We start from the raw sequence: 22,691 nt of genomic DNA, 5'->3' as shown, positions 1-22,691 counted from the left end.
GAAGTCATAATGTGGGGAAAAGCCCAAGTGCAGGTTTCAAGTTCAAATGGAGGTGGAACTATTGGTTTTGGGTTGAAGGGTAAAGGGTAAATGGTCAATGGAGAAGGGTTCCGGGTTTTTGGTTTCAGGTTATGGATGTTTCAGAACGCAGTATGACGTTTGTAGCAGACTTTGTCATTCTGGGCGAAGCGAAGAATCTTTTTAAGGTTGGGATTCTTCAAACACTTCGTTTTTTTCAGAATGACAAGCATCACGAATAACCCAGTAACCGAATAACCAAATAACAGAATAACCAAAATGCTAAGTCTATTCTCTATCGTCTATGTTCTATTCGGACTTCTCACATCAAAGTCGCTCCACGAGCCATTTTCGGAAGGAAAAGAAATTTTGTTGGGAGACCCCGTGGCCGATGGGAAATTCTTCATAGGTGAAGGCAATGCCCAGATGTTCTAGAAAATCAGGGGTTCGCTGCGCCCATTCCAAAGGAATGACCTGATCTACCTGTCCGTGGGAGGCATAGAAGTCCAAATGGGCCAAATCCTTTTCGGCATAACCGTCCATCAGGATTTTTTCGTTGATATAGCCGCTCAGGGCAATCACATTTTTGACCTTTTCAGGGTAGGAAAGGGCCACGGCATAGCTCAGGATGGTCCCTTGGCTGAAGCCCAAAAGGGTAATGTTTTCCGCATCCAGACCATAGGCCTCGATGGCCTCGTCAATGAACTTCACAATTTTGTCCCGGGACTCCCGTGCTTGTGCGTCATCACTCCATTTGCCTTGTTCGGCATCAAAGTTTATGGCATACCAGGCATGTCCGAAAGGTTCCAGGTCATACGGTGCCCGTACCGAGATCACCATTAGTTCCTCAGGGAGTTCCGGCGCAAAGGAAAACAAATCTTCCTCATTGCTGCCATATCCGTGGAAGAGGAAAATGGCCGGGATTTTTCCGGTTGTCAGTTGGGATGGACGTATCAAGTGCTCCAAGGATAGTGGGGTGGGGGACATTGTTCTGTTTTTTTATGAAATGAAGGTGAACCATTTTTGAAAATACGGACCGACCACGGGCAAGGGTTTTGTTTTTCCGTTGAGCGCCTGTACAAAGCCCAACACCCAAAAGACGATATAGACAATGTAGGCGATGAACGACACATAGACCAGACCGGAATAGGTGAACAGGATCGCCAAGGCATGGAACAGCAAATGGATGCCAAAGGCCTGGCGGATATGGAAACGGGCAAAGGTATTCTTGGGCTCCAAATTCATGGTGATGGCGATGAGACAGCCCACAATGGTGATGTAGGCCACAATGGCCGTTGTTTTTCCGGTCTCTATCTCACTCATGGATGATGATTTGGTCGTTATTGATGGTTCCGTATACTTTCCCTTTCAGTTCCGCGCCCAAGAACATGCTGTTTTTGGAGGTGGACAGGATATGTTTTGGTCCGAACGTATAGGTCTCGTCCGGGTTGAACAGGGTGATGTTGGCCCTGGCCCCTTCGGTGAACGATGCGTCTTCAATTCCGAACCGGTTGCGACCTTTGGTCAACAATGCAATGGTTTCCTCTGTGCCGAGCAGTTGGTTGAGGCTGCCAAAGGCAGATTCCAGTCCTAGGGAGCCGTCCAAGGCATTGTCAAATTCCACACGCTTGTGTTCAATGTCGATGGGCACGTGGTCCGAGGTCACCAAATCGATGGTGCCGTCCTTCAAGCCTTTGATGAGGGCCTTACTGTCCGCTTTGCTGCGAAGGGGAGGGGACACTTTGAAGTGGGTATCGAAACCTTTCAGTTCCTCATCCGAAAAGAAAAGGTTGTGGATGGCCACACTACAGGTGACGTCCAATCCCTTCTTTTTGGCATTGGCGATCAACTTTACCGATCCGGCCGATGAGATGGTCGGGATATGGAGTTTACCCCCTGTGTATTCCAGTATAAAAAGGTCACGGGCAACCTGAAGTTCTTCAGCAAGGGCGGGAATGCCTTTCAACCCTAGGGTCGTGGACACTTCACCCTCATGGGCGACCCCTGTTCCCTTGATGCTACCATCTTGGGGAAAGGAAAAGACCAATCCATCAAAATTTTGGGCGTATAGCAAAGCTATTTTGAGCAGATTGGGATTGGAGACCTGTTTCTTGAAATCGGAAAAGGCGACCGCACCGGCATTTTTCATATCAAAAAGTTCGGCCAGATCCACACCTTCCGAGTTTTTGGTCAGCGCTCCCATCGGGTGCAGGTTAGTGGGTTTTCCCAATCCGCGTTCCTTCAAGAAGACCACATCGGAACTGGTGTCCGGCACGGGATGGCTGCTGGGATAGAGCAAAATATCGGTAAAACCGCTGCTCGCTGCTACCCGAAGTCCGTTGGCAATGGTCTCACGTTCCTCAAAACCGGGCTCACCAAAGCTCACACCACTGTCAAACCATCCCACCGAAACGTGGAGGTTCTTGAGGTTGACCAATTTTGTGTTGGCCGGTGCTTCGATGGAAGCGGCCACCTTTTCGATCTTCCCATTTTTGACGAGGATGTCCCGCTTTTTCAAGTGAAGTTCCTTGTTCTCCGGACAAACAATTTTTGCAGACTTCAGCAGAATGTTCATGTAACGAATTTTTGAATGATAACCTCTATCAGCGCCAGAAGCAACGCTAAAATAACAAACCATTTCCAATAAGCGGTGATATTGCTGTCCGCTTCCAATCGGTCAAAAAGGGACGCTATGGAGTCTTGGGTGGTCGTATGTGGCAGATTGTCAACATCCAGGTATTGGAGTTGGCTCTCTTCCCGTGGATAATTGAAGCTGATATTTTTTAAGGGACGCCCATTTTGTTGGATGGCATAAATGCCGTCTTCGGTCGGGTTTTGGTCAAAAGTGAGCCTGACCCGATTGGGAAACGCCTGTTGCAGGGGAATGAATTCATACCCTTCCTTGGAAACTTTCAGAATATCATCGGTCCCCAGATTTGCGGTAATGTCGATGGAACTGCCGCTTCCCAATGTATGGTACAAACCGGGTGCCTGCAGACTTGAATGGGCCATGTTGTAGAACGTGGGGACAATCAATGGGGAGTTTTTAAAATTGGTGTTCTCCTGCTCCAAGGAAGCCGAGAATACGAAAAGTCCATCGTTGCCCAACAAAAAGCCATCCCCTCCCTCGAGCGACAGGATCTTGGGCAGCCTTGATTGTATTTTGAAGTGTTCCTTCACGGTAGGGTATTGGAAATTGGCAACCTCGCTTTCAAATACGTTCTTGTACAGCGGATGGCCATAAGCTATGGTGGTCACTTGGGAGGCCGTGGTCACCGTGTCCGTGAGGCGCGTAGTGTCCCAATTTGTCAGCAGTGCATTATAGGACGGAAAATCAGTTTCCAAGGAAGGGGCAATGATCAATGTGCCGCCATTCTCCCTAAAGGTGCGGAGCACACTTTGCAGATTGTTGGGAATGGCCTTCAGGTTGTCCAGCACCACTACATTTTGTACATCCAGGGCGCTATAATCCAATTGGTTCAAGGTGAATTTCTTCAATTCAAATTCATCATCGGTATACAGACGCTCCAAATAATCACTGTCCGAAGCCGTTACCGCAACCACTTTGATTTTCTCCTTGGCATTGATGTTGAAATGGAAGGTGTTGTCATACCCCAGACCATTGTCCAGAATGGACAATCTGCCATTGATTTCTTGGTTCGATGGAATGGAGAAGACCACTTTGGCCGTTCCGTTGGCCGAAAACTTCGCTGCCGTTTTGGCGATCAGGTCCTGGCCATTATAGAGCGATATGGGCAGGGTGCCATCCTCCGACCCTCCGGATAGTTGTACGCCCAACGATTCTTGGTCCGTTGTCCCATCTTCCAAAAAAATGGAATCGATGGACACATTTTGGATTTCCTCAGGTCTCAAGGACACCAAATAGGTGTTTTGGGTGGAATCCATGGGGGCATTATCGGAAAGCAGTCTTTGCTGAAAATCGGAAATGACGATCAGATTTTTTGTAGTGGCATTGGAGGTGGAAAAAAGGGTGTTGGCCTTCAAACCGATTTCATCCAAGCGAAGTTGTTTGGAGGAATAGGGGAGCGACAACAATCTATTTTGGATGTCCTTGATGCGAATGTCAGTAAAAGTCCTTTCGTTGGTAAAAAGACTGAAATGGGTTTCCGCATCCAGATTTTTGATCAGGTCCTGGACCGCTTTTTCCAAAAGGGTGATCCCATTGTCCTTGGCCTGCATGCTGAAGGAGTCGTCCAGATAGACCACGGTTTCCTTTTCTTTCAGTGCAGTCACCAGTGCGGTAAATGGTTGTGCAAAAGCAATGATGATGGCGGCCAGTAGCAATAGACGAGTGAACAATAGCAACCATTTCTTCAACGAATTGCTTTTTCGGGATTCCGAAACCACTTTTTGGAGCATGGCCACATTGGTGAACGGCGTCTTGGTGAATCGGCGTAACTGAAAAAGGTGGATGACGACGGGAATGACCAGAAGAAAAAGAGCCCAAAGAATTTCCGGATGTTTAAACTGCATTCCCAACTTTGATTGGACAAATATAGGGATTAAAATAGTTCGGGGTGAAACTTCTGGGGGCAAACTCAAGTTCAAGAGACAAGTTCAAGTCCAATAACCAAATAACTGAACAACCCAATAACTGTTCGCTCAACAAAAAAAGAAATAATCCGTCATGGGTTGTAGCCCCAAGCTTTGAAAATAGGCCCTGATCTCTTGCTGGGCAGTTTCGTTGGCCACGGTGATGATGCTCTGTGGGCGATCTAAATCCTTCAGGGCCGAGAAATGCACCAATTCCTTGCCATTGATTCGTTTTTCTATCTTTTTGGGATTATCGCACAGCCATGTAAAATCCAACCCTTTTTTTTGAAGCCCCTTCGCAATGGATTTCCCTTTGAAACCAGCTCCCCAAACGACCAAGGGTCGATTCTTGTCATGGTCCAACTGTAAGAAGTAATGCAGCTTGATGTCCAAAAAATAATTCTGTGCGTAATGTTCGTGTGTCCGTGAGGTTCGGGTATCATAATCCCGCCACAGGTGCAGTTCATGTGTACAGGGGATGACTTTCAGGCCTTGTCCATAAAACCGGAAGGTGAGGTCATAATCCTCTGGATAACGATTAGGGTTGAAAGCACCACAGATTTCAAAATCAGTTCGGTGTACCATCCAGCAAGGGGAGGGGATGACACATTCCTTGTAGATTTCACTGTAATTCTTCCCAGTCGCCGTCAATTGGTTCAGCCATTTCTCGTAACGGTCGTAGCCATTGCTGATTCCCCTGTCCGAAAAATAGCGTACTTGGCCCACGGCAATGTGCCCTTCTCCTGTTTTCAACAAAGATTCCACCATGACCTCCAGCCTATTGGGCTTCATGATGTCGTCAGAATCCATTCGGGTCACAAATCCGCCGCTACTTTTGGCATATCCCGTTCGCAAGGCCGGGATGATTCCGTTTCCCTCGTTTTGGAACACCTTTATTTTTTCATCCTTTTCGGCATAAGAGGAAAGCAGGCCAAAACTCAAATCGCTGGAATGATCGTTCACGGCCAAGACTTCCCAATTTTTATAGGTCTGGGCCAGAATGGAATCCAAACAAGTGGGCAAAAAATGGGCCGTGTCCTTGAAAGGAATGATGATGCTGACCTTGTTTTGCTGCATTTTACAAAGTAACTGAAAAACAATCGCCCGTCAATGGAACCATCAAAAAGGAAGCAAGTCTGGAGCTAGATACGCTTCTTTTGCCCTAGGGTCAAAAAGTAGTTCAAAACCATAATGTTGGCCCAGCAATTCCTTGAAAGAATTCTTCAATCTCGGGAATTCCTGGATGAAATCCGCAAAATTGTGGGACTTGGACTTTTGCATGAAATGGTTCACTGTCTTGATGGAGGCCACGGTCAGGGTTGTGTGGAACTTGCTGCCATCCCCGTGCAGTGCATCAAAATTCTTGATGCTTCGACACACCTTTTCAATGGCCTTTTCTTCCCCATACTGTGTCAAGTTGACCCAAGCCAATCGCAAATGAGCCTCATGGTCGAACAAACTCGGAGGAAAGCTTCCCGACTCAAATGCAGTTAAGAATTCCAGATCGTTCATTTTTTCGAAAGGATCGTTTGGATGGCTTCCTGTACCAATTTTTCCATTTCGGCATATCCGGCCTTGGTCAGGTGTACTTCATCCGTGGTCAATTCTTTGGGAAGCCCATTACGGTCATCGGACATGGCCGAAAAATAATCCAGATACATGACCTCTTCTTGGGCAGCCATCTCCTTGAGCATGCCGTTCAGTTCAGGGATTTTGACATTAGGCTCTTTTCCGGGTCGCCATGGATAGTCGTAAGCAGGGAGTACTGAACAAACGATGGGCGATATGCCATTGGCCTTGGCCAGTTGAACCATGGAAAGGATGTTGTCCCTGATCTGTACCAAGGTCATGGGGCCTGTATTTCCAGCAATATCATTTGTCCCGGCCAATATGACCACAACTTTTGGGTTCAAGGCGATGACATCCTGCCGAAAACGCAACACCATTTGGGGGGTGGTCTGTCCACCGATGCCTCGGTTGATGTATGGGTTCTCTGTGAAAAAATCAGGGTTGGCGCCCAACCAGCCCTCGGTGATGGAATTGCCCATAAAGACTACCCTTTTCTCATCAGCTGCTGGTGCGGACAGCGTGGCATTGGCTTCGCTGTACTTTTCCAGATTGGGCCAATCTTGGGCCGTGCTTTTCATCGGGTTCAAGAATCCTAACAACGCGGCCATGGTCCAAATCAAGGTTTGTGTTCTCAACATCTTTGTTTTTTGTTAAAAATAAAAAACTATTTAGGATAGTAAGAGGTAGATGCCCAAAATAATCAACACTGTAATCAAAAATGAAACCACCTGGATTTTTAGGTTTCGCTGTTTTTGAAGTTGCATGTCTTTTTGGACCCTAAGGATATCTTGGGGGGAGGATTTCTTAAAACGGAGTAAAGTGGTGTTCTCTTTTCCAAAAACATCATCCACGGATTTGAACTTTCTTTTTTTAAGAAGTTTTCTATTTTCTTTTAGACTGTTGACAGCATGCATCATGCTTCCTTCTCCTCCCATGGCGGTATCTTTTGGTAATGACACTTGCTTTTTTGATATAGAAGCAAGAACATCAATATGTTAAAGATATAAAAAAACGGTGACATGAAAATTTCACATCACCGTCTATTGGATTTTAGTGTGGTTTAAGCATCAATACTTCGCACTCTTGCCATTGGCCTGTGTGCGTAGGATGAAGGCACGGATATCATCATTGGCGGTTTTGAGGTCCTCTTTCCTAAGGTACATCATGTGCCCGGAACGGTATCCCTTGAACTCGAACCTGTCCTTCATACGTCCGCTGGGGTCCACTTGGGACATGGTATATTTTGCCGCAAAATAGGTACATGCTCCATCATAATAACCGGATTGCACCAATACGTTCAGGTAAGGGTTCTGTGCCATGGCCTGACGAAGGTTGTCCCTCACATTGTCGTCATCATTGTTCCAAGGGTGCACAGGACCGAACATATTGTATTTGATGTCCGTTTTGAAACCCAACTCTTCCTGCAAATAGTAGTTGATGGCCGGAGTGAAGCTGTGCAACCAAGAAGTCAGCTCGGGGGCATAATCTGGTCGTGTACCGAAAAGCTGTTTGTCAAACCCAAGATAGCGACTGTCCAATCTTCCGATGGTATAGCCTCCCTCATCCTTCAATAGATTTTTCCAGAAGAATTGCGTGGGTACATCCAAGTTGTGGTCCAAAATATCTTTTTCGTTCAAACCGGAGTAGTAGGCCATTTTCTTTGCAATGGCTGTGCGTTCTGCCTCGGGAATAAAACCTCCCTTGGCAATGGCGGGCAACAGTTCATTGATGGTAAAAGCTTCTGCCTCGGGCAAGATTTCCAAAAGGTCCTTGCTTTGCAATGCGGAAGGCAATGCCTTGTGGTGCCATGCAGCAGCCGTAAAATAGGGGAGGTTCAGCGCACTGGAAACAGGATCGTTGTCACGGAAAACCTTATAATCCGCAGGCGACACCATGATCACCCCGTTCAAGTACATCCATTGCTGGTTCTGTAACGCCAAAGATAGTCCCATCACCCGGGTACCACCATAACTTTCCCCCACAATATATTTTGGGGATCTCCAGCGATTGTTCCGCGTTACGAAGGTGTTCAGCCATTCCGCCAAATATTTGGTATCGGCATTGATGCCAAAAAACTTTTCGCGATCTACTTCTTTCCCTGTTTCGGGAATGGTACGGGAATACCCGGTGTTGGCCGGGTTCACATACACAATATCGGTCACGTCCAGCACGGAATAGGGATTTTCCTTGGCACCATAAGGTTGCACAGGATATCCTTCATCATCAATCTTGAGAATACGGGGGCCAGTGTAGGCCAGGTGCATCCACACCGAACCTGAACCTGGTCCTCCGTTGAAGGAGATCAACAAAGGACGTTCAGCACGGTCCTTCACATCATTTTTGGTGTAGTAGGTGTAGTGCAGTGCTGCAATCGGTTTTCCCAATTCGTCCCAAACAGGTTGTGTTCCCGTTGTTGCGGTATAATTGATGCGGGTCCCGTTGATGGTCACCGCATGTTGTGTGGTCACTGTGGTGTCCACGGGCAATTTTCGTTCTTGGCCAAAAGAAACTGCGGCATAAAGGCATATGCCAAAGAGATAAAGTTTTTTCATTTTTAATTTAGGTTGAATCATTACACGTTGCTAAAAATACATATTTTGAAACTTCCCGATTTGTTAAAAGATTCGTAAAAGAAACCGATAGTGCAGAATTAGGAGCTAATGTTTACCTTTAAGACCATCACCTAAAACCGCAACACATGAAGACCATCACCCGTAGGAATTTCAACACGGTCATCGCGAAAGGAATGGGCGGTGCAGCCCTGCTTTCCGCAGCCCCATTTGCCTGTGCCATGGGCACCTATCAGGATAAAAAGAAATTGGGGATCGCCTTGGTGGGGCTGGGCGGTTACAGCACCTATCAATTGGCCCCTGCTTTGCAGGATACACAACACTGTTATTTGGCCGGAATTGTAACCGGAACACCCGAAAAGGAGAAGGCTTGGGCCGACAAGTATGGTATTCCTTCAAAAAACATTTACAACTACCAAAATTTTGATGATATCGCCAATAACAAGGCCATTGATGTGGTCTATGTGGTGCTACCGAACAGCATGCATGCGGAATTCTGTATCAGGGCTGCCAAGGCAGGAAAGCACGTTATCTGCGAAAAACCCATGGGCATCAGTGTGGCGGAGTGCGACGCCATCATCAAGGCCTGTACAGATGCCGGGGTGAAACTGGGGATGGGGTACCGTTTGCATTCCGAACCCTATACGCAGCAAGTAAAGGAATTTGTGAAAGAAAAAACCTTTGGTGACATTCAATTTGTTTCTGCGGAAGCGGCCTACCGTTCCACAGGAAATCCGGACCAATGGCGGTTGGACAAATCGCTTTCAGGGGGCGGAGCCCTCATGAACATGGGCGTCTACGCGGTGCAAAGTGCCATTTATGGCACGGGAGAAAATCCCATTTCCGTATCGGCACAGGAATTCAGCACCCGCCCGGAGTATTTCAAGGATACGGATGAGACCATCATGGCCCAATTTGAATTCCCAAGTGGGGCCGTAGGCAACATTTCCACCTCGCATAATTTCAATGCCAACAGCATGTATGTATCCGGGACATCGGGTTGGTTCCAGCTTCAGCCTGCCAACAATTATGGCCCTTTGAGCGGACGTACTTCCAAAGGGGATGAGCTCAAGTTTCCCCACGAAAGCCAGCAAAAATTGCAAATGGACGATTTTGCCAAGCATGTATTGTTCGGCGAGCCCAATAAAGCTCCCGGGGAAATGGGCAAACGGGACATGATGATCGTGGAGGCCATCTACACATCCATAGCGAACGGAGGCCAAAAAATTCCTTTGGATTTTGCCTCTGGTTATGGGTTTGGAGGATAGATAAAAAAAATCCGTGGGCGGAACATGTGGATAATGAGGAATTTAACGTTATTTGTATTAACAAATCTTATCCATTATGAAAAAACTGATGATACCTACATTGGCTCTTCTCTTCTTTGGCTGTGACAAGGAAGACGTAAAAAACGACACCTCTTCAGAATCTGCCATCGATGCTTTGGTGGAGTATGTAACGGTTAGCAAAATATTTCAAGATGTTGGGAACAACAATGGCGATGTCCTGTTGACCGCTGAAGACGAAACAACTGGTTCGCAGGCGAAATCCATTGAAACCACTTCCGAAAATCTAGACATTACCATATCCCCTGCAGATCTTTCCACGTTTCCAAAAACCATCACTGTGGATTTTGGAACTGGTGTTTTGGGTAAGGACGGGGTCACCCGCAAGGGCATCGTGACCATTGTTTCCACAAATTGGTACGGACAACCCGATAGTGAGCACACAGCCACTTTTACCGACTACTACCACAACGAGTACAAAGTGGAAGGGACCCACGTGGTGAAAAATTTGGGAGAAAATGGAGACGGGAACCTAGAGTATAGTGTGGTCATCGAAGATGGCAAGATCACCACACAGGCCGGGGCCGTGATCGAATACCAAGAAAATTCCACAAGGACATGGATAGCGGGGAACGATACGCCCTTGTATATCTGGGACGATGAATATTTGTTGGATGGATCGCAAAACGGGACCAGCTCAGCTGGGTTGGATTACACTTTGACCGTTGAGGATCCCTTACATTTTGTACTGTATCCCCGAAATATCGAGTCCGGTATTCTGGATATGGACATCGCAGATATCAAAGATATCAAGGTAGACTACACCAATTCCACCATCACCATTTTAGGGACAGCGTATCCATTTACCAAATAAAAAGATCCAATAGATGAAAAAAGACCTGCTGATGGATGTCGGTGGGTCTTTTCTTTTTTAAAAGTATGCCTTAAAACTTCTCGAAAACCCCTAAGCCGAACAAGGCAAAATCATATTTTACGGGATCGGACGCATCGAGTTTTCGCAAACTGTTGTCCAATTCCTGAAGGGCCTTGGCATCATTCTGTTTGCGTTTGAGCAATTTTAACTTTCGCGCCACATTGCCGGAATGCACATCCAAAGGGCAGGAGAGTTTAGCGGGATCGATTCCTTTCCAAAACCCAAAATCCACTCCGGTGCTATTGTCACGCACCATCCAGCGCAGGAACATATTGATACGCTTGGCGGCAGAACCTTTAGTGGGGTCGGAGATATGTTTTGTAGTTCGCTGCTCATGTTCCAGTTCAAAAAACAGCTCCTTGAAACGGGAAATGGAACCCTGCATGGAATCAACTGTTTGGTGTTGGGTAAAGACACCCTCCAGACCGCCATGGTTTGTGTAGATATTTTTTAGACTGGTTACAAAGTAACCAAGATCGGATCCATTAAACGTCCGATGTACAAAAGGAGCCAGTTTGTCCAGATCCTCTTCGGTATGATGGCATACAAAATCATAGGGCGCATTGTCCAACAGTTCCATCAATCTGGAAGCATTGTTGATGATGCTCTTGCGGTTGCCCCACGCAATGGTAGCCGTTAAAAAAGCACTGATTTCGATATCCTCTTTTTGGATAAATCGATGCGGAATCTGCAAGGGGTCGTCCTCCAAAAATTTGGGATGGTTGTATTCCTGCACCTTGGCATCCAAAAAATCCTTTAGCTCCGCTTTGGTCATATCAGTCTTTGGAAACGATCAGACCATCCACCATGGTGAGCTTACGGTCGGCCATATCTGCCAATTCAAGGTTATGGGTCACCAGAACAAAGGTCTGCCCAAATTCATCCCGAAGCTGAAAAAACAGTTTGTGCAGGTTGTCCGCACTTTCAGAGTCCAAATTTCCACTGGGTTCATCCGCAAATACCACGGAAGGACTGTTCATCAAAGACCGTGCGACGGCAACACGTTGCTGTTCCCCCCCGGAGAGTGCATTGGGCTTATGGTCATAGCGATTTTTCAACCCCAAAAAGTCCAATAGCTCTTTGGCCCGCTTTTCGGCCTCTGGTCTCGCTGTTTTTTTGATAAAGGCAGGAATGCAGACATTTTCCAACGCAGTGAACTCCGGTAACAGTTGGTGGAACTGAAAAATAAACCCGATATGCTCATTGCGGAATTGGGCCAGGTTTTTATCGTTCAATCGGTTCACATCGGTATTGTTGATTAACAAGGAGCTTTCCCCTTTGTTGGTAGGGGAGTCCAAAGTACCCAAAATCTGCAATAGAGTGGTTTTTCCTGCACCGGAAGCCCCCACAATGGAAACCACTTCCCCTTTTTGGATTTCAATATCGACCCCCTTCAATACCTTGAGATCGCCGTAACTTTTCTGGATATTTGTAGCCTTGATCATGAAAAACTGCTTCGCTGGGTGAAAGTAAGGATTACTGCTGATTGGACAAAGATTACGTTTTCATAAATAAAGTTTTTCGCCAGTACAACGACTAAGGAGAAAACAATTAATTTCCAAAATAGATCTTTAATTGACTATTTTGTTTAACTTTGGTTAATAATGAATGAACAAAAAGAGGATTCCGTCGAGACCGCCATTTTTGCTGGCGGTTGTTTTTGGTGTACCGAAGCTGTGTTTCAACGACTCAACGGTGTAACAGCAATAATCCCCGGCTACACAGGCGGAAATATCAAAAATCCGGCCTACCGGGAAATCTGTACGGGCAGGACAGGCCATGCCGAAGCGATAAAGATCACTTTTGATCCTTCCCAAGTCTCTTTTGCTACACTTTTGGAGGTCTTTTTTGCCACGCACGACCCTACCACGCTGAATCGGCAGGGGAACGATGTGGGCACCCAATACCGCAGCGAGATTTTCTACACCACCGCGGAACAAAAGCAACTTGCGGAAGAATTCATTGCCCTTTTGGAAAAAGTAGGCATCTTTGCATCACCGATCGTGACCGCCGTATCCGAGGAAAAGCCATTTTATCTGGCCGAGGAGGAGCATCATAACTATTATAACGATCACAGGCAGCAGCCGTATTGCCAGTTCATCATCGATCCAAAGATCAAAAAACTGAATGCCCTACTAGCACAAAAAAGCACCTAATGGCACCATACAGAAACCTTGAAGAATACAACATGGAAGTCACCAATGAGGTAAAGGACCACTTTGCCAAGATCATGGACGATCTTGGGGAGGACGTTACCCGTGAAGGTTTGCTGAAAACGCCAGAACGTGCCGCCAAGGCCATGCTGTTCCTTACCCAAGGCTATAAACAGGATGCCACAGAGATCCTGAAAGGGGCCATGTTCGCGGAAAAGTATGATGACATGGTCATCATAAAGGACATTGAGGTCTATTCCCTTTGTGAACACCACATGCTTCCCTTCTTCGGAAAGGCCCATGTGGCCTACATTCCCAACGGACATATTGTGGGACTGAGCAAGATTCCCCGTGTGGTGGATGTGTTTGCCCGTAGGCTCCAGGTCCAGGAACGATTGACGCATGATATCTTGGAATGCATCAACACTACATTAAAACCCAAAGGTGTTGCCGTGGTGATAGAAGCCTCGCACATGTGCATGATGATGCGTGGGGTGCAAAAACAAAACTCTGTTACGACAACCTCTGGATTTAGGGGCCAGTTCGAGAAAATAGAGACGCGCAACGAGTTCTTGAAGTTGATCAGTGCCGATTTGTCCTAATTTGGATTTTTACAATTCATGGGGAATTCCTATTTTTCCTTTATGGCAGAAGAAAAAGACAACAAGTACCGCAACCTTCTTCTAGGGTTGTTGTTTGATGGTATTGGGATGATATCCTACGCAATACCGGGCATTGGGGAGTTTTCCGATGTGATTTGGGCTCCCGTGGCCGGATGGCTCATGACACGGTTGTACAAGGGCAGGGTAGGACAGGCTGCTGGTTTGATCACCTTTGCCGAGGAACTTATCCCCGGTCTGGATGTGATTCCCACCTTCACGTTGACATGGATCTACACTTATCTCTTGGCTTCAAAGAAAAAAGGCCAACCTAAAAAGATCGACCTTTAATTTCACTATAATTCCCGTTTTGGATTTGTTTACAGCGGAATGCTTAGGTTAAAAGCAATGTTCCTGCCCATGTTGGCAATGCCGTCCGTCTTCAAACGGGACAAATGGGAGATGTAGTTTTTATCAAAAAGGTTGTTTGCACTGATTTTATACCCAATTTTTTGATCAAAAATCCTCACGTCCCCACCAATGCCCATATTGAATAGGTTGTATCGGGATGTTGGTGTTTCAAAATCGGCCACCTTGTTCTGGTCAAAATGGGTCTGAAGGGTCACGAATGCATAGCATCGGTACTGCGAGGCCCTTTTTTTCCATTCCACCCGGAAGGTATTGGTCCATCGGTTGGCAGGAATCAAGGGAAGGTTGGATTTGTCCTCCAATTGCCCATAAACAATATCGTAACTGCTCTCCAAATGGAGCCAATCCAAAGGATGTGGATGCAAATGGAACCCAAATTCCCCTCCATATAAGGTTGCATTCTGTTGCTGAAAGTCATAGATCGGATCTTCCTCCCTAAACTCTCCCGTAGGTTGCAAGTAGATATAATCGTTCACGCCATTGTAAAAGGCATTGACATAGGCCTCAAAATGTTTGTTGTTGTATTCCAGCGCTATATCCACCTGAAAATTTTGCTCACTTTTTAGGTCAGGATTGCCAATCTCCACACGGTTGGCACCACTGTGCAAGCCGTTGGACGTCAATTCTGATAGGTTAGGGGCCCTGAACCCAGTTGCAAGATTGAATCGGCCTATGATATTTGGCGTAAGATCCATACGAATCCCAGCCGATGCATTGAAACTGTTGAAATTCCTGTCGAGTGCACCAATGTAGGTTTCTTCACCGACCAAGCCACTTTCTTCCCCATTGATGGAACGGAGGTCATATCGTATCCCCAATTGCAGGTCACTTCGGTCAAAATGGATGTGAGAGGTGGCCAAAATTCCAAAGTCGTTGGTAATGGCATTCGGAATCAATACTTCTTCCCCAAAGTTTTCATTCTTTTGGTGCATGCCCTGAATTCCAAAAATGGTGGTCATTTTGCCCCAATGTGGATTGAATTGGATGTTGTAATTGAAGGTGCTGAGTTCCATATGCAGTGCGGGGCCTTCCTCTCCATGTTCCTCTTCTTCGTGCTCTTCTCCTTCCTCTTCATGATGATGTTCCTCAAATTCCTTCCTATCATTGAACGTGTATCCGAAGGTGGCCTCCAAACTCGATTTTTTAAAGAAGAAGTTATTCTTGGAGCTAATGATGTGTGTGGAGAGCTCTTGATTGGGCAAAAGTGGGTCCCTGTCGTTATCCTGTACACCGATTTCTTCAGGAATCCCCAAATTGGAAGCATTGTAGTTGTAGCGGAGCTCCGATTTGAATTGTGTGGCTTGATAGGCCAGCCCCGTTTTGAAATCCGTTTCATTGAACCTTGAATTGGTCACACCAGTTCCATCTCCAGTTTCATAATCGGCATTGGAAGTATAGGCCCCACGCGCCAAAAATTTGAATCTCTCCCCTGAAGTCTTGAAACCGGCATTGGCACCATAGCCTAGGGTATTGGTGAAATAGTTCAGGTTGACATCCCCTGAGGTGTTCCCTGGCAGTTCAAAACTTTCCGGATTCAGATACAGAACGCCTCCCAAGGCATCCGAACCGTACAAAAGCGAGGCTGGCCCCTTGATGACTTCCACGCTCGATATCCCGGCATCGTTGATGCCCAGACCGTGCTCACCACCAAACTGTTGATTTTCCAAACGCACCCCTTGGGTATAGACCAACACCCGGTTAAAGCTCAAACCCCGGATGACGGGCTTTCCAATACCCATACCTGTGGAAACGGAAGAAACCCCGGGAATATTGGTGATCCCATCGGCAAGGGTGATGGCACCATTGCTTTTCAGCTCCGCAATGGATTTTTGTTCCACTTTCATCACATTCTCACGTTCCAATTTATGAAAGGGCGTGGAAAGGACCACTTCATCGATCTCAATGGCCGATGCCACCATTTGATACTCAAATTGATTTGCCCCGGAACCGATTTGAAAAGAAGTGGAAAAGGTTTCATAGCCCAGATAAGCAATTACCAATTTGTAGGATCCTTGCGGAAGTCCCTTCAGGGTAAATTCTCCGTTTGCATCGGTCACCGTTCCCTTCTCCAATTGGGGAAAATAAACGGATACCTGCTCCAGAGGACCATTATTTTCGGAGTCCGTTATCTTGCCCGTCAATGTGTTTTGGGCACATATAAATAGAGGTGTCAATGCCAAAAGCATTGAAATATAAAATTGTTTCATTCGAGGATGCTATAGTTTTTGAAATTCAGTAAGGGTATAGGTGGTTATACCATTGGGGGTGCTCTTGAAGCGGAGTGCTTCGCTGAACATGATTCAAAAACTTTGGAAAGGTAAGTGCTGGAATACACAATTTTTGGAACCTCCACAGGGGTGTACACAAAATGGGAGGAAAACAATACTTTGGATGCCAGCGTAAAATCGTGGAAATCACAATCTAAATCTGAACTGTGGATATGGTTTGTTCCGTAGGACACGCATTTCTTCTCCGAATTGTGCCCATGCAAGGCATGTCCCAATTTTATCATGGAAGGGGCCAAAATGGCTACAATCATGACTAGGGAAACAAAGATGCCAATGCGTTTTTGGAGGAACGAGGTCATACCCAACAAAGTAACCAAGCACTTGGCACAATCCATGTTAAAAAAAACATAAACTATGGCAGCAGAAAGCCCAGACCCATTCGTCTGAGCATTTTTTTCTCAAATTCCCAGAAGAATCGGAACTGACCAAAAAGCCAACCCACAATGACCAAGATGATTTTATAAATGGGAAGAATAAGGACAATCCGTGCTGTCCAATACAAAACAGGATGGGTCATTTCACGACCCAGACCCAACAATTCCACCAGTGGACCGGCCAATTTGCCGGAGAGGGAACCGGTAATGGCAAAAACAATGAAAATGGCGATCATTTCCCATTTATAGGTCACTTTCCACTTGTGCTCCAATTTTTGGAAACACCAAAGGAAAAAACGGACCAAGCAATAGGACAATAGGGCGCAAAGAGCAATGATGACAAACCATTCTGTTGTGGTGTTTTCCACACCAAACCATTGGGGAGAGTCCTTGGCAATGAGAAAAGCGACGAAAACGGTCAGCAGAACGCCAAGAACAGGGAAAAGCAACTGCCAGTTTTTCTGGATTTCCCAACGCTTTTTCAATTTTTCCATTGCCTAGAGATAGTTGTCACAAAAATAAGACATTATATCCTAGGAAAGAAAGGGCCTAAGCGTTGGTTATATTTTCGTTGGAAATAGACAAAGTAGTTGTAGAGCTTGTAGTTGACATCATAGCCATAATCGATATTGGGGTCGTAATTGATCTGCATTTCGTACAGATTGGGATTGTACATGGAGGGCTGTAAAACCCGTTGGTTCCAATTGATGACCATAATGGCGTTACGGCTTTCCAAAAAGCTCTGGGAATAGTAGCCTTCCGGTCTTGCAATGGACTGGAGCCATGTGTAAAACCCGGGTTCAATGATAATGATCTCATATTCCGTTTCCTCATCCTTGATCTCCACAGGTTCCTCCTCGGCAGAGTCGAACATGGCCTGCTCTTCATTGGAAATGTTAAGTGCTTCCTTTTGGGCCGTACAGGATATCAGCAGAAATACTCCGGCCACCACGGCCATAAAATGGGATAAAATTCTCTTTTTCATAAGATTAAGATACAAAAAAAGCCATTTGAAAACTCAAATGGCCTTATTAAATCTTCGCTAAAAAAGGCTTACTTTCCAAAGAAACCGCCCAGTAGGCCGCCTAATCCACCCTTTTTAGATCCTCCGCTGTTCAGGACCATTCCGGCCAAATCGTCTATGACGCTGCCATCACCATCGGAATCCAAAAAAGTCTCAATGAGGGATTGCTGTTTTGCAGCCTTTTTGTTTCCGCCCATCAAACCTCCCAAGAGACCATTGAGGCCATCGGGGCTGTTCACTTTTTGTTGGCGGGTCTGTTGGCCCAAATACCCCAATAGGATAGGGGCCGCAATCTTTAAAATCTGGGATATGGTACCTGCATCCAGTCCGGATTTGCTGCTCAGGGCATTTTCCACTTGTGGTTGTTTTGAACCGAGTACATGGCCAAGGATGCCTGCACCATCGTTCACCACACTTTGGTCCACACCGCCCCCGAAAAGTCCACCAAGGTCGCTCAAGATACTCCCGTCATGTTTGGAAGAAAGGGCATCCATCAATCCCTGCGCTCCGCCAGGGGTTGTCGTGTTCTTTTTCATGGCGCCCATCAAAAGTGGTACGGCCATGCTCAAAACGTCGGCGGTCTTGCTTTCCGACTGTCCTGTTTGGTTGGCAACCCCGCTGATCATTTGTCTGCCCACGGGGCTGTTCAATAAATCCAATAATCCTGACATCTTTTAATATGTTAAGGTTAGGCGGACAATGTACAAAAAACTGGGTTTTGGAGTTTCAATCGGACTGTAAAAAGCTACTATTTTAGCAATTTGATCACCTGTTGGGCCAGTTCCACCCCAATTCGCTCCTGGGCCTCAATGGTAGAGGCACCGATATGGGGGGAAAGGGATATTTTTGGATTCATCAAGATTTTGATCTCCGGCTTCGGTTCGGATTCGTACACATCCAATCCGGCAAAGGATAGGTGTCCACTGTCCAAGGCATCCACCAGGGCCACTTCGTCCAGCACGCCGCCCCTCGAGGTATTGATGATTCCTGCCCCATGTTTCATTTTTGCAAGCTCCTTTTTTCCAATGAGGTATTTTTCCTGTGCGGGCACGTGCAGGCTCACAAAATCGGATTGTTTCAGCACGACGTCCAAATCCATCGCTTGCAGTTCAAATTTTACGGATCGTCCATCATGAAAAGGGATTTCCACTGTGGTCTTTGTTACATGATGATCGGTGAAAATGACCCTCATGCCCAGTGCCAATGCCATCTTTGCCGTGGCCTGACCAATTTTGCCAAAACCGATAATACCCAAGGTTTTGCCCCGTAGTTCAATTCCTCCTGCATAGCTTTTTTTCATCTGCTTGAACATGCTGTCCCCATCCAAGGGCATATTCCGGTTGGAATCGTGAAGGAAACGGACCCCGTTGAACAGGTGTCCAAAGACCAGTTCGGCCACAGATTCTGAAGAAGCTTCGGGGGTATTGATGACATGGATTCCCTTGGACTCGGCATGCTTCACATCAATATTGTCCATACCCGCACCACCACGGCCGATCAACTTCAAGCCAGGGCAGGCATTTATGGTTTTTTTATCGACCTCTGTGGCACTGCGCACCAAAAGACCGGTGATTTGATTCTTGTTGATAAAGTTGGCCAGTTGTTCTTGGGCCACCCTTGTGGTGAGGATATCAAAACCTTCGCTTTTCAGTAAATCGATTCCCGATTGGGCCAAGCCGTCATTAGCCAATATGACTTTCATAGTGCTAAATTATAAGATTTAAATTCTAAATGTTTTCTTGACTGGTTTTTACAATTTTGGTCAGAATTTTAATGATTTGGTCAATCTCATCCAAGTAGCTGTTCAGGTCCATGTTTGATAAATTTGCCCGGTCAATCAACCTTAGCCAATATCTGGTTTCTCTGGCTTCCTTCGAAGCAATGGACATCTTGGCTATGAAATCTTTTTTGGATTGTCCTGCACCAGCCTCAACTACATTGGCGCCAATGCTTGTGGACGAACGCAATAATTGATCAGCGAAAACATATTCATTGTTACTTTTCAAGTCTTTGACCAACTTGATGATATTCAAGGAAAACTCAAAACTCCTTTCTTCAATCAAACCTTAAAATTTATAACTGAACATTGAAAATGGATGTTTATCCTTTCTTTTCCAGTTCGCTCATGATATCCACCAAGACCCCTACACTTTCCATGGGAAGGGCATTGTACATGGAAGCCCTGTAACCACCCACAGACCGATGTCCGTTGATTCCACTGATTCCAGCGTCTTTACACATGGTATCAAAAGTATCTTTCAACGCGTCGTCCGTAATGTTGAAGGTGGCGTTCATCAGGGAACGGTCTTCTTTGGCCGCATATCCAGAGAATACGGGGTTGAGTTCAATCTCCGAATAGATCAGGTTGGCCTTGCGCTCATTGATTTCCTCAATGGCAGCAATTCCACCGAGATCCTTGAGCCATTGCATGGTCAGCATGGACACATAAACTGCAAAAACGGGAGGGGTGTTGAACATGCTCTCTTGCTTCACATGGATGGAATAATCCAACATGGAAGGTATTTTTCGGGATACCTTGCCCAGAATATCTTCCTTCACCACGACCAAAGTGGCCCCTGCTGGACCCATATTCTTTTGGGCCCCGGCATAGATCAGGTCAAATTTGGAAAAATCGAGCTGACGCGAAAAAATATCCGAACTCATGTCGCAGACCAATGGCACATTGGTTTCGGGAAATTCCTTTATCTGTGTACCAAAAATGGTATTGTTGGAGGTCAAATGCAAATAGTCTAGGTCCGAAGGCACGGAATATCCCTTTGGGATATAGTTGAAATTTTGTTCTTGGGAAGAAGCGACTTCCACCACATCGCCCAGCAAACGTGCCTCTTTGATGGCCTTTTGGCTCCACGTACCCGTGTTCACATAGCCTGCTTTTTTGTCCAAAAGATTGTAGGCCGTCATCAAAAACTGTAGGCTGGCGCCTCCATGTAGGAAGAGGGCCTGATACCCTTTTCCCTCAAGACCCATTAGCTCCAATGCCAAGGAACGGGCCTTGTCCATTATGTCCACAAATTCCTTACTGCGGTGCGAGATCTCAATGAGTGAAAGACCGATGCCATCCAGTTCCAGAACGGCATCGGATGCCTTTTGCATTACCTCTTTGGGCAAAATGCAAGGGCCTGCGCTAAAGTTGTGCTTTTTCATTTCCTTGGTTTAAGGGGTAAAGGTCTAAAAAAAACTTGGATCAGAAAACGAATCCTGTGGTTAGGATTTCCTAAAGTTTCAAAAGAAAATCCATGGTGTCCACACCATCGGCATAGTCGTGGAGGGCAGGCTTTTGGGTGTCGCCAAAACCGATATCTCCTTTTCCCGAAACAATGCACTGGATCTGTTCTTCCTGTGCGGTCAACTCCTGTTCCAATGTTTCATCCGAATCATAATACGCATAAAAAAGTACCGAAATAGGGGAGGCCTGTCCATCATCTTCCTTCAATATCAAAAAGCCATTGTCTAGGATCTTGAAATCGCTCATTAGGTATACCGCCTTGTTGTAATCGTAATTATTGGCATACTTATGCTGGTCAATGATGTCTTTATACGAGAAAATGGCATTGAAAAAAGGTTCAAAATCATATCCCTTCGGCACATAGATCTTGGACACGTTTCTACATCCCAGACCGTAGTACCTGAAAATATCCTCGCCCAAAGCAGTCAGTTCTTCGGCAGATTCCTTTCCCGTCAATATGGCGACCGAGTTACGGTTCTTTCGGATGATGTTCGGTTTGTTCCCAAAATAATATTCAAAATAGCGGCTGGTATTGTTGCTCCCTGTGGCTATGACGGCATCAAAACCTTCCATTTTGCCTTCCGTAAACTTAATTCGAGTGGCCAGCGAGGGTTCTTGTTGTATCAAATGGTGTGCGAGGTAGGGCAACAACACCTTATCGTTGGACGACAGTTTGGCCAATACGTTGTTTCCAGAAAGCAGTACACACAGAAAATCATGGAACCCTACCAGTGGGATGTTTCCTGCCATTACAATGCCCACCGTTTTCGGAGAAGTGGTTTCCTGAATAGGGTAGCGGGACAGCCAATCCGTAAGGTTTTCTTCAGTCAACAAGGCTCCCCACTGCGCCAGTGCATGTAGGATATTATCTTTGGTGAACCACCCGTTCATATGTCCGGCCCTAATCATGACTTCGTTGAAATCGGCATCCAACGCTATATCATTGTGATAACATTTTTCACAAAAATCCGTTAGGTGTTTTCCGAGTTTAACAAAAGCTTGGATGGTTTCCATATACGGTGTCATTATATTTGTACACTAAATTAGTAGGGTTTATTTTTGTCAAATGTAAGCATGCTGAAAAGAATCAACCCAAAAGGAAAAGAAAATTATGGCAATAATTATAACAGATGAATGTATCAATTGCGGTGCCTGCGAGCCGGAATGCCCCAATACCGCAATATACGAGGGAGCTGACGAATGGAGGTACGGCGATGGAACTTCCTTGGAAGGGGATGTCGTCCTGCCCAATGGAAAAGCAGTGAACGCCGAAGATGTGCAAGAGCCCGTCAGTGACGAAATATATTATATTGTTCCCGATAAATGCACGGAGTGCAAGGGCTTCCACGAGGAACCCCAATGTGCGGCGGTCTGCCCAGTGGACTGTTGTGTGCCAGATGATGACCATGTGGAAAGCGAAGAAGTGTTGCTAGGTAAGCAGCGTTTTATGCATCCGAACGGATAAGCAATAAAAAACTTGTAATTTAGCCCCGAACCTTAGTTCGGGGTTTTTTTATGGAAGAAACAGAAAAAGAATACGGCGGAATTTGGAAACAGGCAGGGTGCATCCTGTCCTTGGTGGCCATTCTGGGGATCATTGCCCTGTTCGGTATCGGCATCTATCTTTTACTGAAAGGATTTTAAGT

27 protein-coding genes are annotated in these 22,691 nt (G+C 46.2%); 7 read left to right on the top strand and 20 right to left on the bottom strand.

The features are described from left to right. Nucleotides 1–345: 345 nt before the first annotated feature. The 9 genes from DB398_RS16800 to DB398_RS16760 all read right to left on the bottom strand — a co-directional run bounded on the left by DB398_RS16800 (nucleotide 346) and on the right by DB398_RS16760 (nucleotide 8,693). On the bottom strand, nucleotides 346–1,005 hold the full coding sequence (locus DB398_RS16800) for an alpha/beta hydrolase (protein WP_108425615.1): 660 nt from the start codon (nucleotides 1,003–1,005) through the stop codon (nucleotides 346–348). A 12-nt stretch (nucleotides 1,006–1,017) separates the two neighbouring features. Further along, complete coding sequence (locus tag DB398_RS16795; protein WP_108425614.1) at nucleotides 1,018–1,341, bottom strand: DUF4870 domain-containing protein; 324 nt, start codon at nucleotides 1,339–1,341, stop codon at nucleotides 1,018–1,020. After that, nucleotides 1,334–2,593, bottom strand: a complete 1,260-nt coding sequence (locus DB398_RS16790) for a dihydroorotase (protein WP_108425613.1) — start codon at nucleotides 2,591–2,593, stop codon at nucleotides 1,334–1,336. The genes DB398_RS16795 and DB398_RS16790 overlap by 8 nt, the downstream gene beginning before the upstream one ends. Further along, nucleotides 2,590–4,512: a BatA domain-containing protein gene (locus DB398_RS16785; protein WP_234416362.1), complete on the bottom strand. Its 1,923-nt coding sequence runs from the start codon at nucleotides 4,510–4,512 to the stop codon at nucleotides 2,590–2,592. The genes DB398_RS16790 and DB398_RS16785 overlap by 4 nt, the downstream gene beginning before the upstream one ends. 129 nt (nucleotides 4,513–4,641) lie before the next feature. Next, the gene (locus DB398_RS16780) at nucleotides 4,642–5,649 is read right to left on the bottom strand and encodes a glycosyltransferase (RefSeq protein WP_108425612.1); all 1,008 of its coding nucleotides are present in this window, start codon (nucleotides 5,647–5,649) and stop codon (nucleotides 4,642–4,644) included. 42 nt (nucleotides 5,650–5,691) lie between these two features. Next, the gene (locus DB398_RS16775) at nucleotides 5,692–6,084 is read right to left on the bottom strand and encodes a hypothetical protein (RefSeq protein WP_108425611.1); all 393 of its coding nucleotides are present in this window, start codon (nucleotides 6,082–6,084) and stop codon (nucleotides 5,692–5,694) included. Then, nucleotides 6,081–6,779, bottom strand: coding sequence for an SGNH/GDSL hydrolase family protein (locus tag DB398_RS16770; RefSeq protein WP_108425610.1), 699 nt, complete (start codon nucleotides 6,777–6,779; stop codon nucleotides 6,081–6,083). Before DB398_RS16770 ends, DB398_RS16775 begins: the two co-directional genes overlap by 4 nt. Before the next feature lie 30 nt (nucleotides 6,780–6,809). Further along, a complete protein-coding gene (locus tag DB398_RS16765; protein ID WP_108425609.1) occupies nucleotides 6,810–7,076 on the bottom strand; it encodes a hypothetical protein in 267 nt (88 codons plus the stop codon). 132 nt (nucleotides 7,077–7,208) lie between these two features. Continuing rightward, a complete protein-coding gene (locus DB398_RS16760; protein ID WP_108425608.1) occupies nucleotides 7,209–8,693 on the bottom strand; it encodes a S10 family peptidase in 1,485 nt (494 codons plus the stop codon). 146 nt (nucleotides 8,694–8,839) lie between these two features. Here DB398_RS16760 and DB398_RS16755 point away from each other — a divergent pair, with 146 nt between their 5' ends. Beyond that, nucleotides 8,840–9,979, top strand: a complete 1,140-nt coding sequence (locus DB398_RS16755) for a Gfo/Idh/MocA family protein (RefSeq protein ID WP_108425607.1) — start codon at nucleotides 8,840–8,842, stop codon at nucleotides 9,977–9,979. Between the two features lie 76 nt (nucleotides 9,980–10,055). Beyond that, nucleotides 10,056–10,871: a hypothetical protein gene (locus tag DB398_RS16750; RefSeq protein WP_108425606.1), complete on the top strand. Its 816-nt coding sequence runs from the start codon at nucleotides 10,056–10,058 to the stop codon at nucleotides 10,869–10,871. 70 nt (nucleotides 10,872–10,941) lie between these two features. Here the strand turns inward: DB398_RS16750 and DB398_RS16745 are convergent, their stop codons facing one another. Together DB398_RS16745 and DB398_RS16740 are read right to left on the bottom strand one after the other, a co-directional pair. Then, the gene (locus tag DB398_RS16745) at nucleotides 10,942–11,706 is read right to left on the bottom strand and encodes a TIGR02757 family protein (protein ID WP_108425605.1); all 765 of its coding nucleotides are present in this window, start codon (nucleotides 11,704–11,706) and stop codon (nucleotides 10,942–10,944) included. A 1-nt stretch (nucleotide 11,707) separates the two neighbouring features. Then, entirely contained in the window at nucleotides 11,708–12,376 is a 669-nt protein-coding gene (locus DB398_RS16740; RefSeq protein ID WP_108425604.1) for an ABC transporter ATP-binding protein, read from the bottom strand. Between the two features lie 159 nt (nucleotides 12,377–12,535). Between DB398_RS16740 and msrA the strand changes: the two genes are divergently transcribed. From msrA to DB398_RS16725, 3 genes are read left to right on the top strand one after another with little or no spacing between them, the layout of a single operon-like run. Beyond that, complete coding sequence (msrA, locus tag DB398_RS16735) at nucleotides 12,536–13,087, top strand: peptide-methionine (S)-S-oxide reductase MsrA (protein ID WP_108425603.1); 552 nt, start codon at nucleotides 12,536–12,538, stop codon at nucleotides 13,085–13,087. Further along, the gene (gene folE / locus DB398_RS16730; protein WP_108425602.1) at nucleotides 13,087–13,686 is read left to right on the top strand and encodes a GTP cyclohydrolase I FolE; all 600 of its coding nucleotides are present in this window, start codon (nucleotides 13,087–13,089) and stop codon (nucleotides 13,684–13,686) included. Before msrA ends, folE begins: the two co-directional genes overlap by 1 nt. 42 nt (nucleotides 13,687–13,728) lie before the next feature. Then, on the top strand, nucleotides 13,729–14,034 hold the full coding sequence (locus DB398_RS16725; RefSeq protein ID WP_072882028.1) for a hypothetical protein: 306 nt from the start codon (nucleotides 13,729–13,731) through the stop codon (nucleotides 14,032–14,034). A gap of 29 nt (nucleotides 14,035–14,063) precedes the next feature. Here the strand turns inward: DB398_RS16725 and DB398_RS16720 are convergent, their stop codons facing one another. The 9 genes from DB398_RS16720 to DB398_RS16680 form a co-directional block, all read right to left on the bottom strand. Then, nucleotides 14,064–16,319: a TonB-dependent receptor gene (locus tag DB398_RS16720; protein ID WP_234416361.1), complete on the bottom strand. Its 2,256-nt coding sequence runs from the start codon at nucleotides 16,317–16,319 to the stop codon at nucleotides 14,064–14,066. A gap of 44 nt (nucleotides 16,320–16,363) precedes the next feature. Beyond that, entirely contained in the window at nucleotides 16,364–16,699 is a 336-nt protein-coding gene (locus tag DB398_RS16715; RefSeq protein ID WP_159076482.1) for a hypothetical protein, read from the bottom strand. Nucleotides 16,700–16,752: 53 nt separating this feature from the next. Next, complete coding sequence (locus DB398_RS16710; protein WP_108425599.1) at nucleotides 16,753–17,268, bottom strand: DUF6787 family protein; 516 nt, start codon at nucleotides 17,266–17,268, stop codon at nucleotides 16,753–16,755. A 32-nt stretch (nucleotides 17,269–17,300) separates the two neighbouring features. Continuing rightward, the gene (locus DB398_RS16705) at nucleotides 17,301–17,759 is read right to left on the bottom strand and encodes a DUF6146 family protein (RefSeq protein ID WP_108425598.1); all 459 of its coding nucleotides are present in this window, start codon (nucleotides 17,757–17,759) and stop codon (nucleotides 17,301–17,303) included. A gap of 68 nt (nucleotides 17,760–17,827) precedes the next feature. Further along, nucleotides 17,828–18,469: a DUF937 domain-containing protein gene (locus DB398_RS16700; RefSeq protein WP_108425597.1), complete on the bottom strand. Its 642-nt coding sequence runs from the start codon at nucleotides 18,467–18,469 to the stop codon at nucleotides 17,828–17,830. A 77-nt stretch (nucleotides 18,470–18,546) separates the two neighbouring features. Then, complete coding sequence (locus DB398_RS16695; RefSeq protein WP_108425596.1) at nucleotides 18,547–19,500, bottom strand: D-2-hydroxyacid dehydrogenase; 954 nt, start codon at nucleotides 19,498–19,500, stop codon at nucleotides 18,547–18,549. Between the two features lie 25 nt (nucleotides 19,501–19,525). After that, nucleotides 19,526–19,861, bottom strand: a complete 336-nt coding sequence (locus tag DB398_RS16690) for a four helix bundle protein (RefSeq protein WP_108425595.1) — start codon at nucleotides 19,859–19,861, stop codon at nucleotides 19,526–19,528. 37 nt (nucleotides 19,862–19,898) lie between these two features. Further along, nucleotides 19,899–20,963, bottom strand: a complete 1,065-nt coding sequence (gene serC / locus DB398_RS16685) for a 3-phosphoserine/phosphohydroxythreonine transaminase (RefSeq protein WP_108425594.1) — start codon at nucleotides 20,961–20,963, stop codon at nucleotides 19,899–19,901. Between the two features lie 70 nt (nucleotides 20,964–21,033). Further along, the gene (locus DB398_RS16680) at nucleotides 21,034–22,059 is read right to left on the bottom strand and encodes an acyl-CoA reductase (RefSeq protein ID WP_234416360.1); all 1,026 of its coding nucleotides are present in this window, start codon (nucleotides 22,057–22,059) and stop codon (nucleotides 21,034–21,036) included. A 97-nt stretch (nucleotides 22,060–22,156) separates the two neighbouring features. On the opposite strand from DB398_RS16680, the gene DB398_RS16675 reads away from it, so the two are divergent. Both DB398_RS16675 and DB398_RS18640 read left to right on the top strand, forming a co-directional pair. Beyond that, complete coding sequence (locus tag DB398_RS16675; RefSeq protein ID WP_108425592.1) at nucleotides 22,157–22,510, top strand: 4Fe-4S dicluster domain-containing protein; 354 nt, start codon at nucleotides 22,157–22,159, stop codon at nucleotides 22,508–22,510. Between the two features lie 50 nt (nucleotides 22,511–22,560). After that, entirely contained in the window at nucleotides 22,561–22,689 is a 129-nt protein-coding gene (locus DB398_RS18640; protein ID WP_256621109.1) for a hypothetical protein, read from the top strand. The last annotated feature ends 2 nt before the right edge of the window (nucleotides 22,690–22,691 follow it).

Source organism: Flagellimonas amoyensis (genome assembly GCF_003058265.1).
Lineage (GTDB): Bacteria > Bacteroidota > Bacteroidia > Flavobacteriales > Flavobacteriaceae > Flagellimonas > Flagellimonas amoyensis.
Note: the sequence above shows the minus strand (reverse complement) of the source record. Positions and strands in the feature narration are given on the sequence as shown.

Bases quoted from the DNA above. Each gene is read 5' to 3' on its own strand.
- DB398_RS16695 (WP_108425596.1), bottom strand. From the start codon at position 19,500: ATGAAAGTCATATTGGCTAATGACGGCTTGGCCCAATCGGGAATCGAT.
- DB398_RS16700 (WP_108425597.1), bottom strand. From the start codon at position 18,469: ATGTCAGGATTATTGGATTTATTGAACAGCCCCGTGGGCAGACAAATG.
- folE (WP_108425602.1), top strand. From the start codon at position 13,087: ATGGCACCATACAGAAACCTTGAAGAATACAACATGGAAGTCACCAAT.
- DB398_RS16750 (WP_108425606.1), top strand. From the start codon at position 10,056: ATGAAAAAACTGATGATACCTACATTGGCTCTTCTCTTCTTTGGCTGT.
- DB398_RS16795 (WP_108425614.1), bottom strand. From the start codon at position 1,341: ATGAGTGAGATAGAGACCGGAAAAACAACGGCCATTGTGGCCTACATC.
- DB398_RS16760 (WP_108425608.1), bottom strand. From the start codon at position 8,693: ATGAAAAAACTTTATCTCTTTGGCATATGCCTTTATGCCGCAGTTTCT.
- DB398_RS16765 (WP_108425609.1), bottom strand. From the start codon at position 7,076: ATGGGAGGAGAAGGAAGCATGATGCATGCTGTCAACAGTCTAAAAGAA.
- DB398_RS16745 (WP_108425605.1), bottom strand. From the start codon at position 11,706: ATGACCAAAGCGGAGCTAAAGGATTTTTTGGATGCCAAGGTGCAGGAA.
- DB398_RS16675 (WP_108425592.1), top strand. From the start codon at position 22,157: ATGGCAATAATTATAACAGATGAATGTATCAATTGCGGTGCCTGCGAG.
- DB398_RS16775 (WP_108425611.1), bottom strand. From the start codon at position 6,084: ATGAACGATCTGGAATTCTTAACTGCATTTGAGTCGGGAAGCTTTCCT.
- DB398_RS16780 (WP_108425612.1), bottom strand. From the start codon at position 5,649: ATGCAGCAAAACAAGGTCAGCATCATCATTCCTTTCAAGGACACGGCC.
- DB398_RS16755 (WP_108425607.1), top strand. From the start codon at position 8,840: ATGAAGACCATCACCCGTAGGAATTTCAACACGGTCATCGCGAAAGGA.
- DB398_RS16740 (WP_108425604.1), bottom strand. From the start codon at position 12,376: ATGATCAAGGCTACAAATATCCAGAAAAGTTACGGCGATCTCAAGGTA.
- DB398_RS16770 (WP_108425610.1), bottom strand. From the start codon at position 6,779: ATGTTGAGAACACAAACCTTGATTTGGACCATGGCCGCGTTGTTAGGA.
- DB398_RS16800 (WP_108425615.1), bottom strand. From the start codon at position 1,005: ATGTCCCCCACCCCACTATCCTTGGAGCACTTGATACGTCCATCCCAA.
- DB398_RS18640 (WP_256621109.1), top strand. From the start codon at position 22,561: ATGGAAGAAACAGAAAAAGAATACGGCGGAATTTGGAAACAGGCAGGG.
- DB398_RS16790 (WP_108425613.1), bottom strand. From the start codon at position 2,593: ATGAACATTCTGCTGAAGTCTGCAAAAATTGTTTGTCCGGAGAACAAG.
- serC (WP_108425594.1), bottom strand. From the start codon at position 20,963: ATGAAAAAGCACAACTTTAGCGCAGGCCCTTGCATTTTGCCCAAAGAG.
- DB398_RS16720 (WP_234416361.1), bottom strand. From the start codon at position 16,319: ATGAAACAATTTTATATTTCAATGCTTTTGGCATTGACACCTCTATTT.
- DB398_RS16725 (WP_072882028.1), top strand. From the start codon at position 13,729: ATGGCAGAAGAAAAAGACAACAAGTACCGCAACCTTCTTCTAGGGTTG.
- msrA (WP_108425603.1), top strand. From the start codon at position 12,536: ATGAATGAACAAAAAGAGGATTCCGTCGAGACCGCCATTTTTGCTGGC.
- DB398_RS16785 (WP_234416362.1), bottom strand. From the start codon at position 4,512: ATGCAGTTTAAACATCCGGAAATTCTTTGGGCTCTTTTTCTTCTGGTC.
- DB398_RS16710 (WP_108425599.1), bottom strand. From the start codon at position 17,268: ATGGAAAAATTGAAAAAGCGTTGGGAAATCCAGAAAAACTGGCAGTTG.
- DB398_RS16705 (WP_108425598.1), bottom strand. From the start codon at position 17,759: ATGAAAAAGAGAATTTTATCCCATTTTATGGCCGTGGTGGCCGGAGTA.
- DB398_RS16680 (WP_234416360.1), bottom strand. From the start codon at position 22,059: ATGGAAACCATCCAAGCTTTTGTTAAACTCGGAAAACACCTAACGGAT.
- DB398_RS16715 (WP_159076482.1), bottom strand. From the start codon at position 16,699: ATGACCTCGTTCCTCCAAAAACGCATTGGCATCTTTGTTTCCCTAGTC.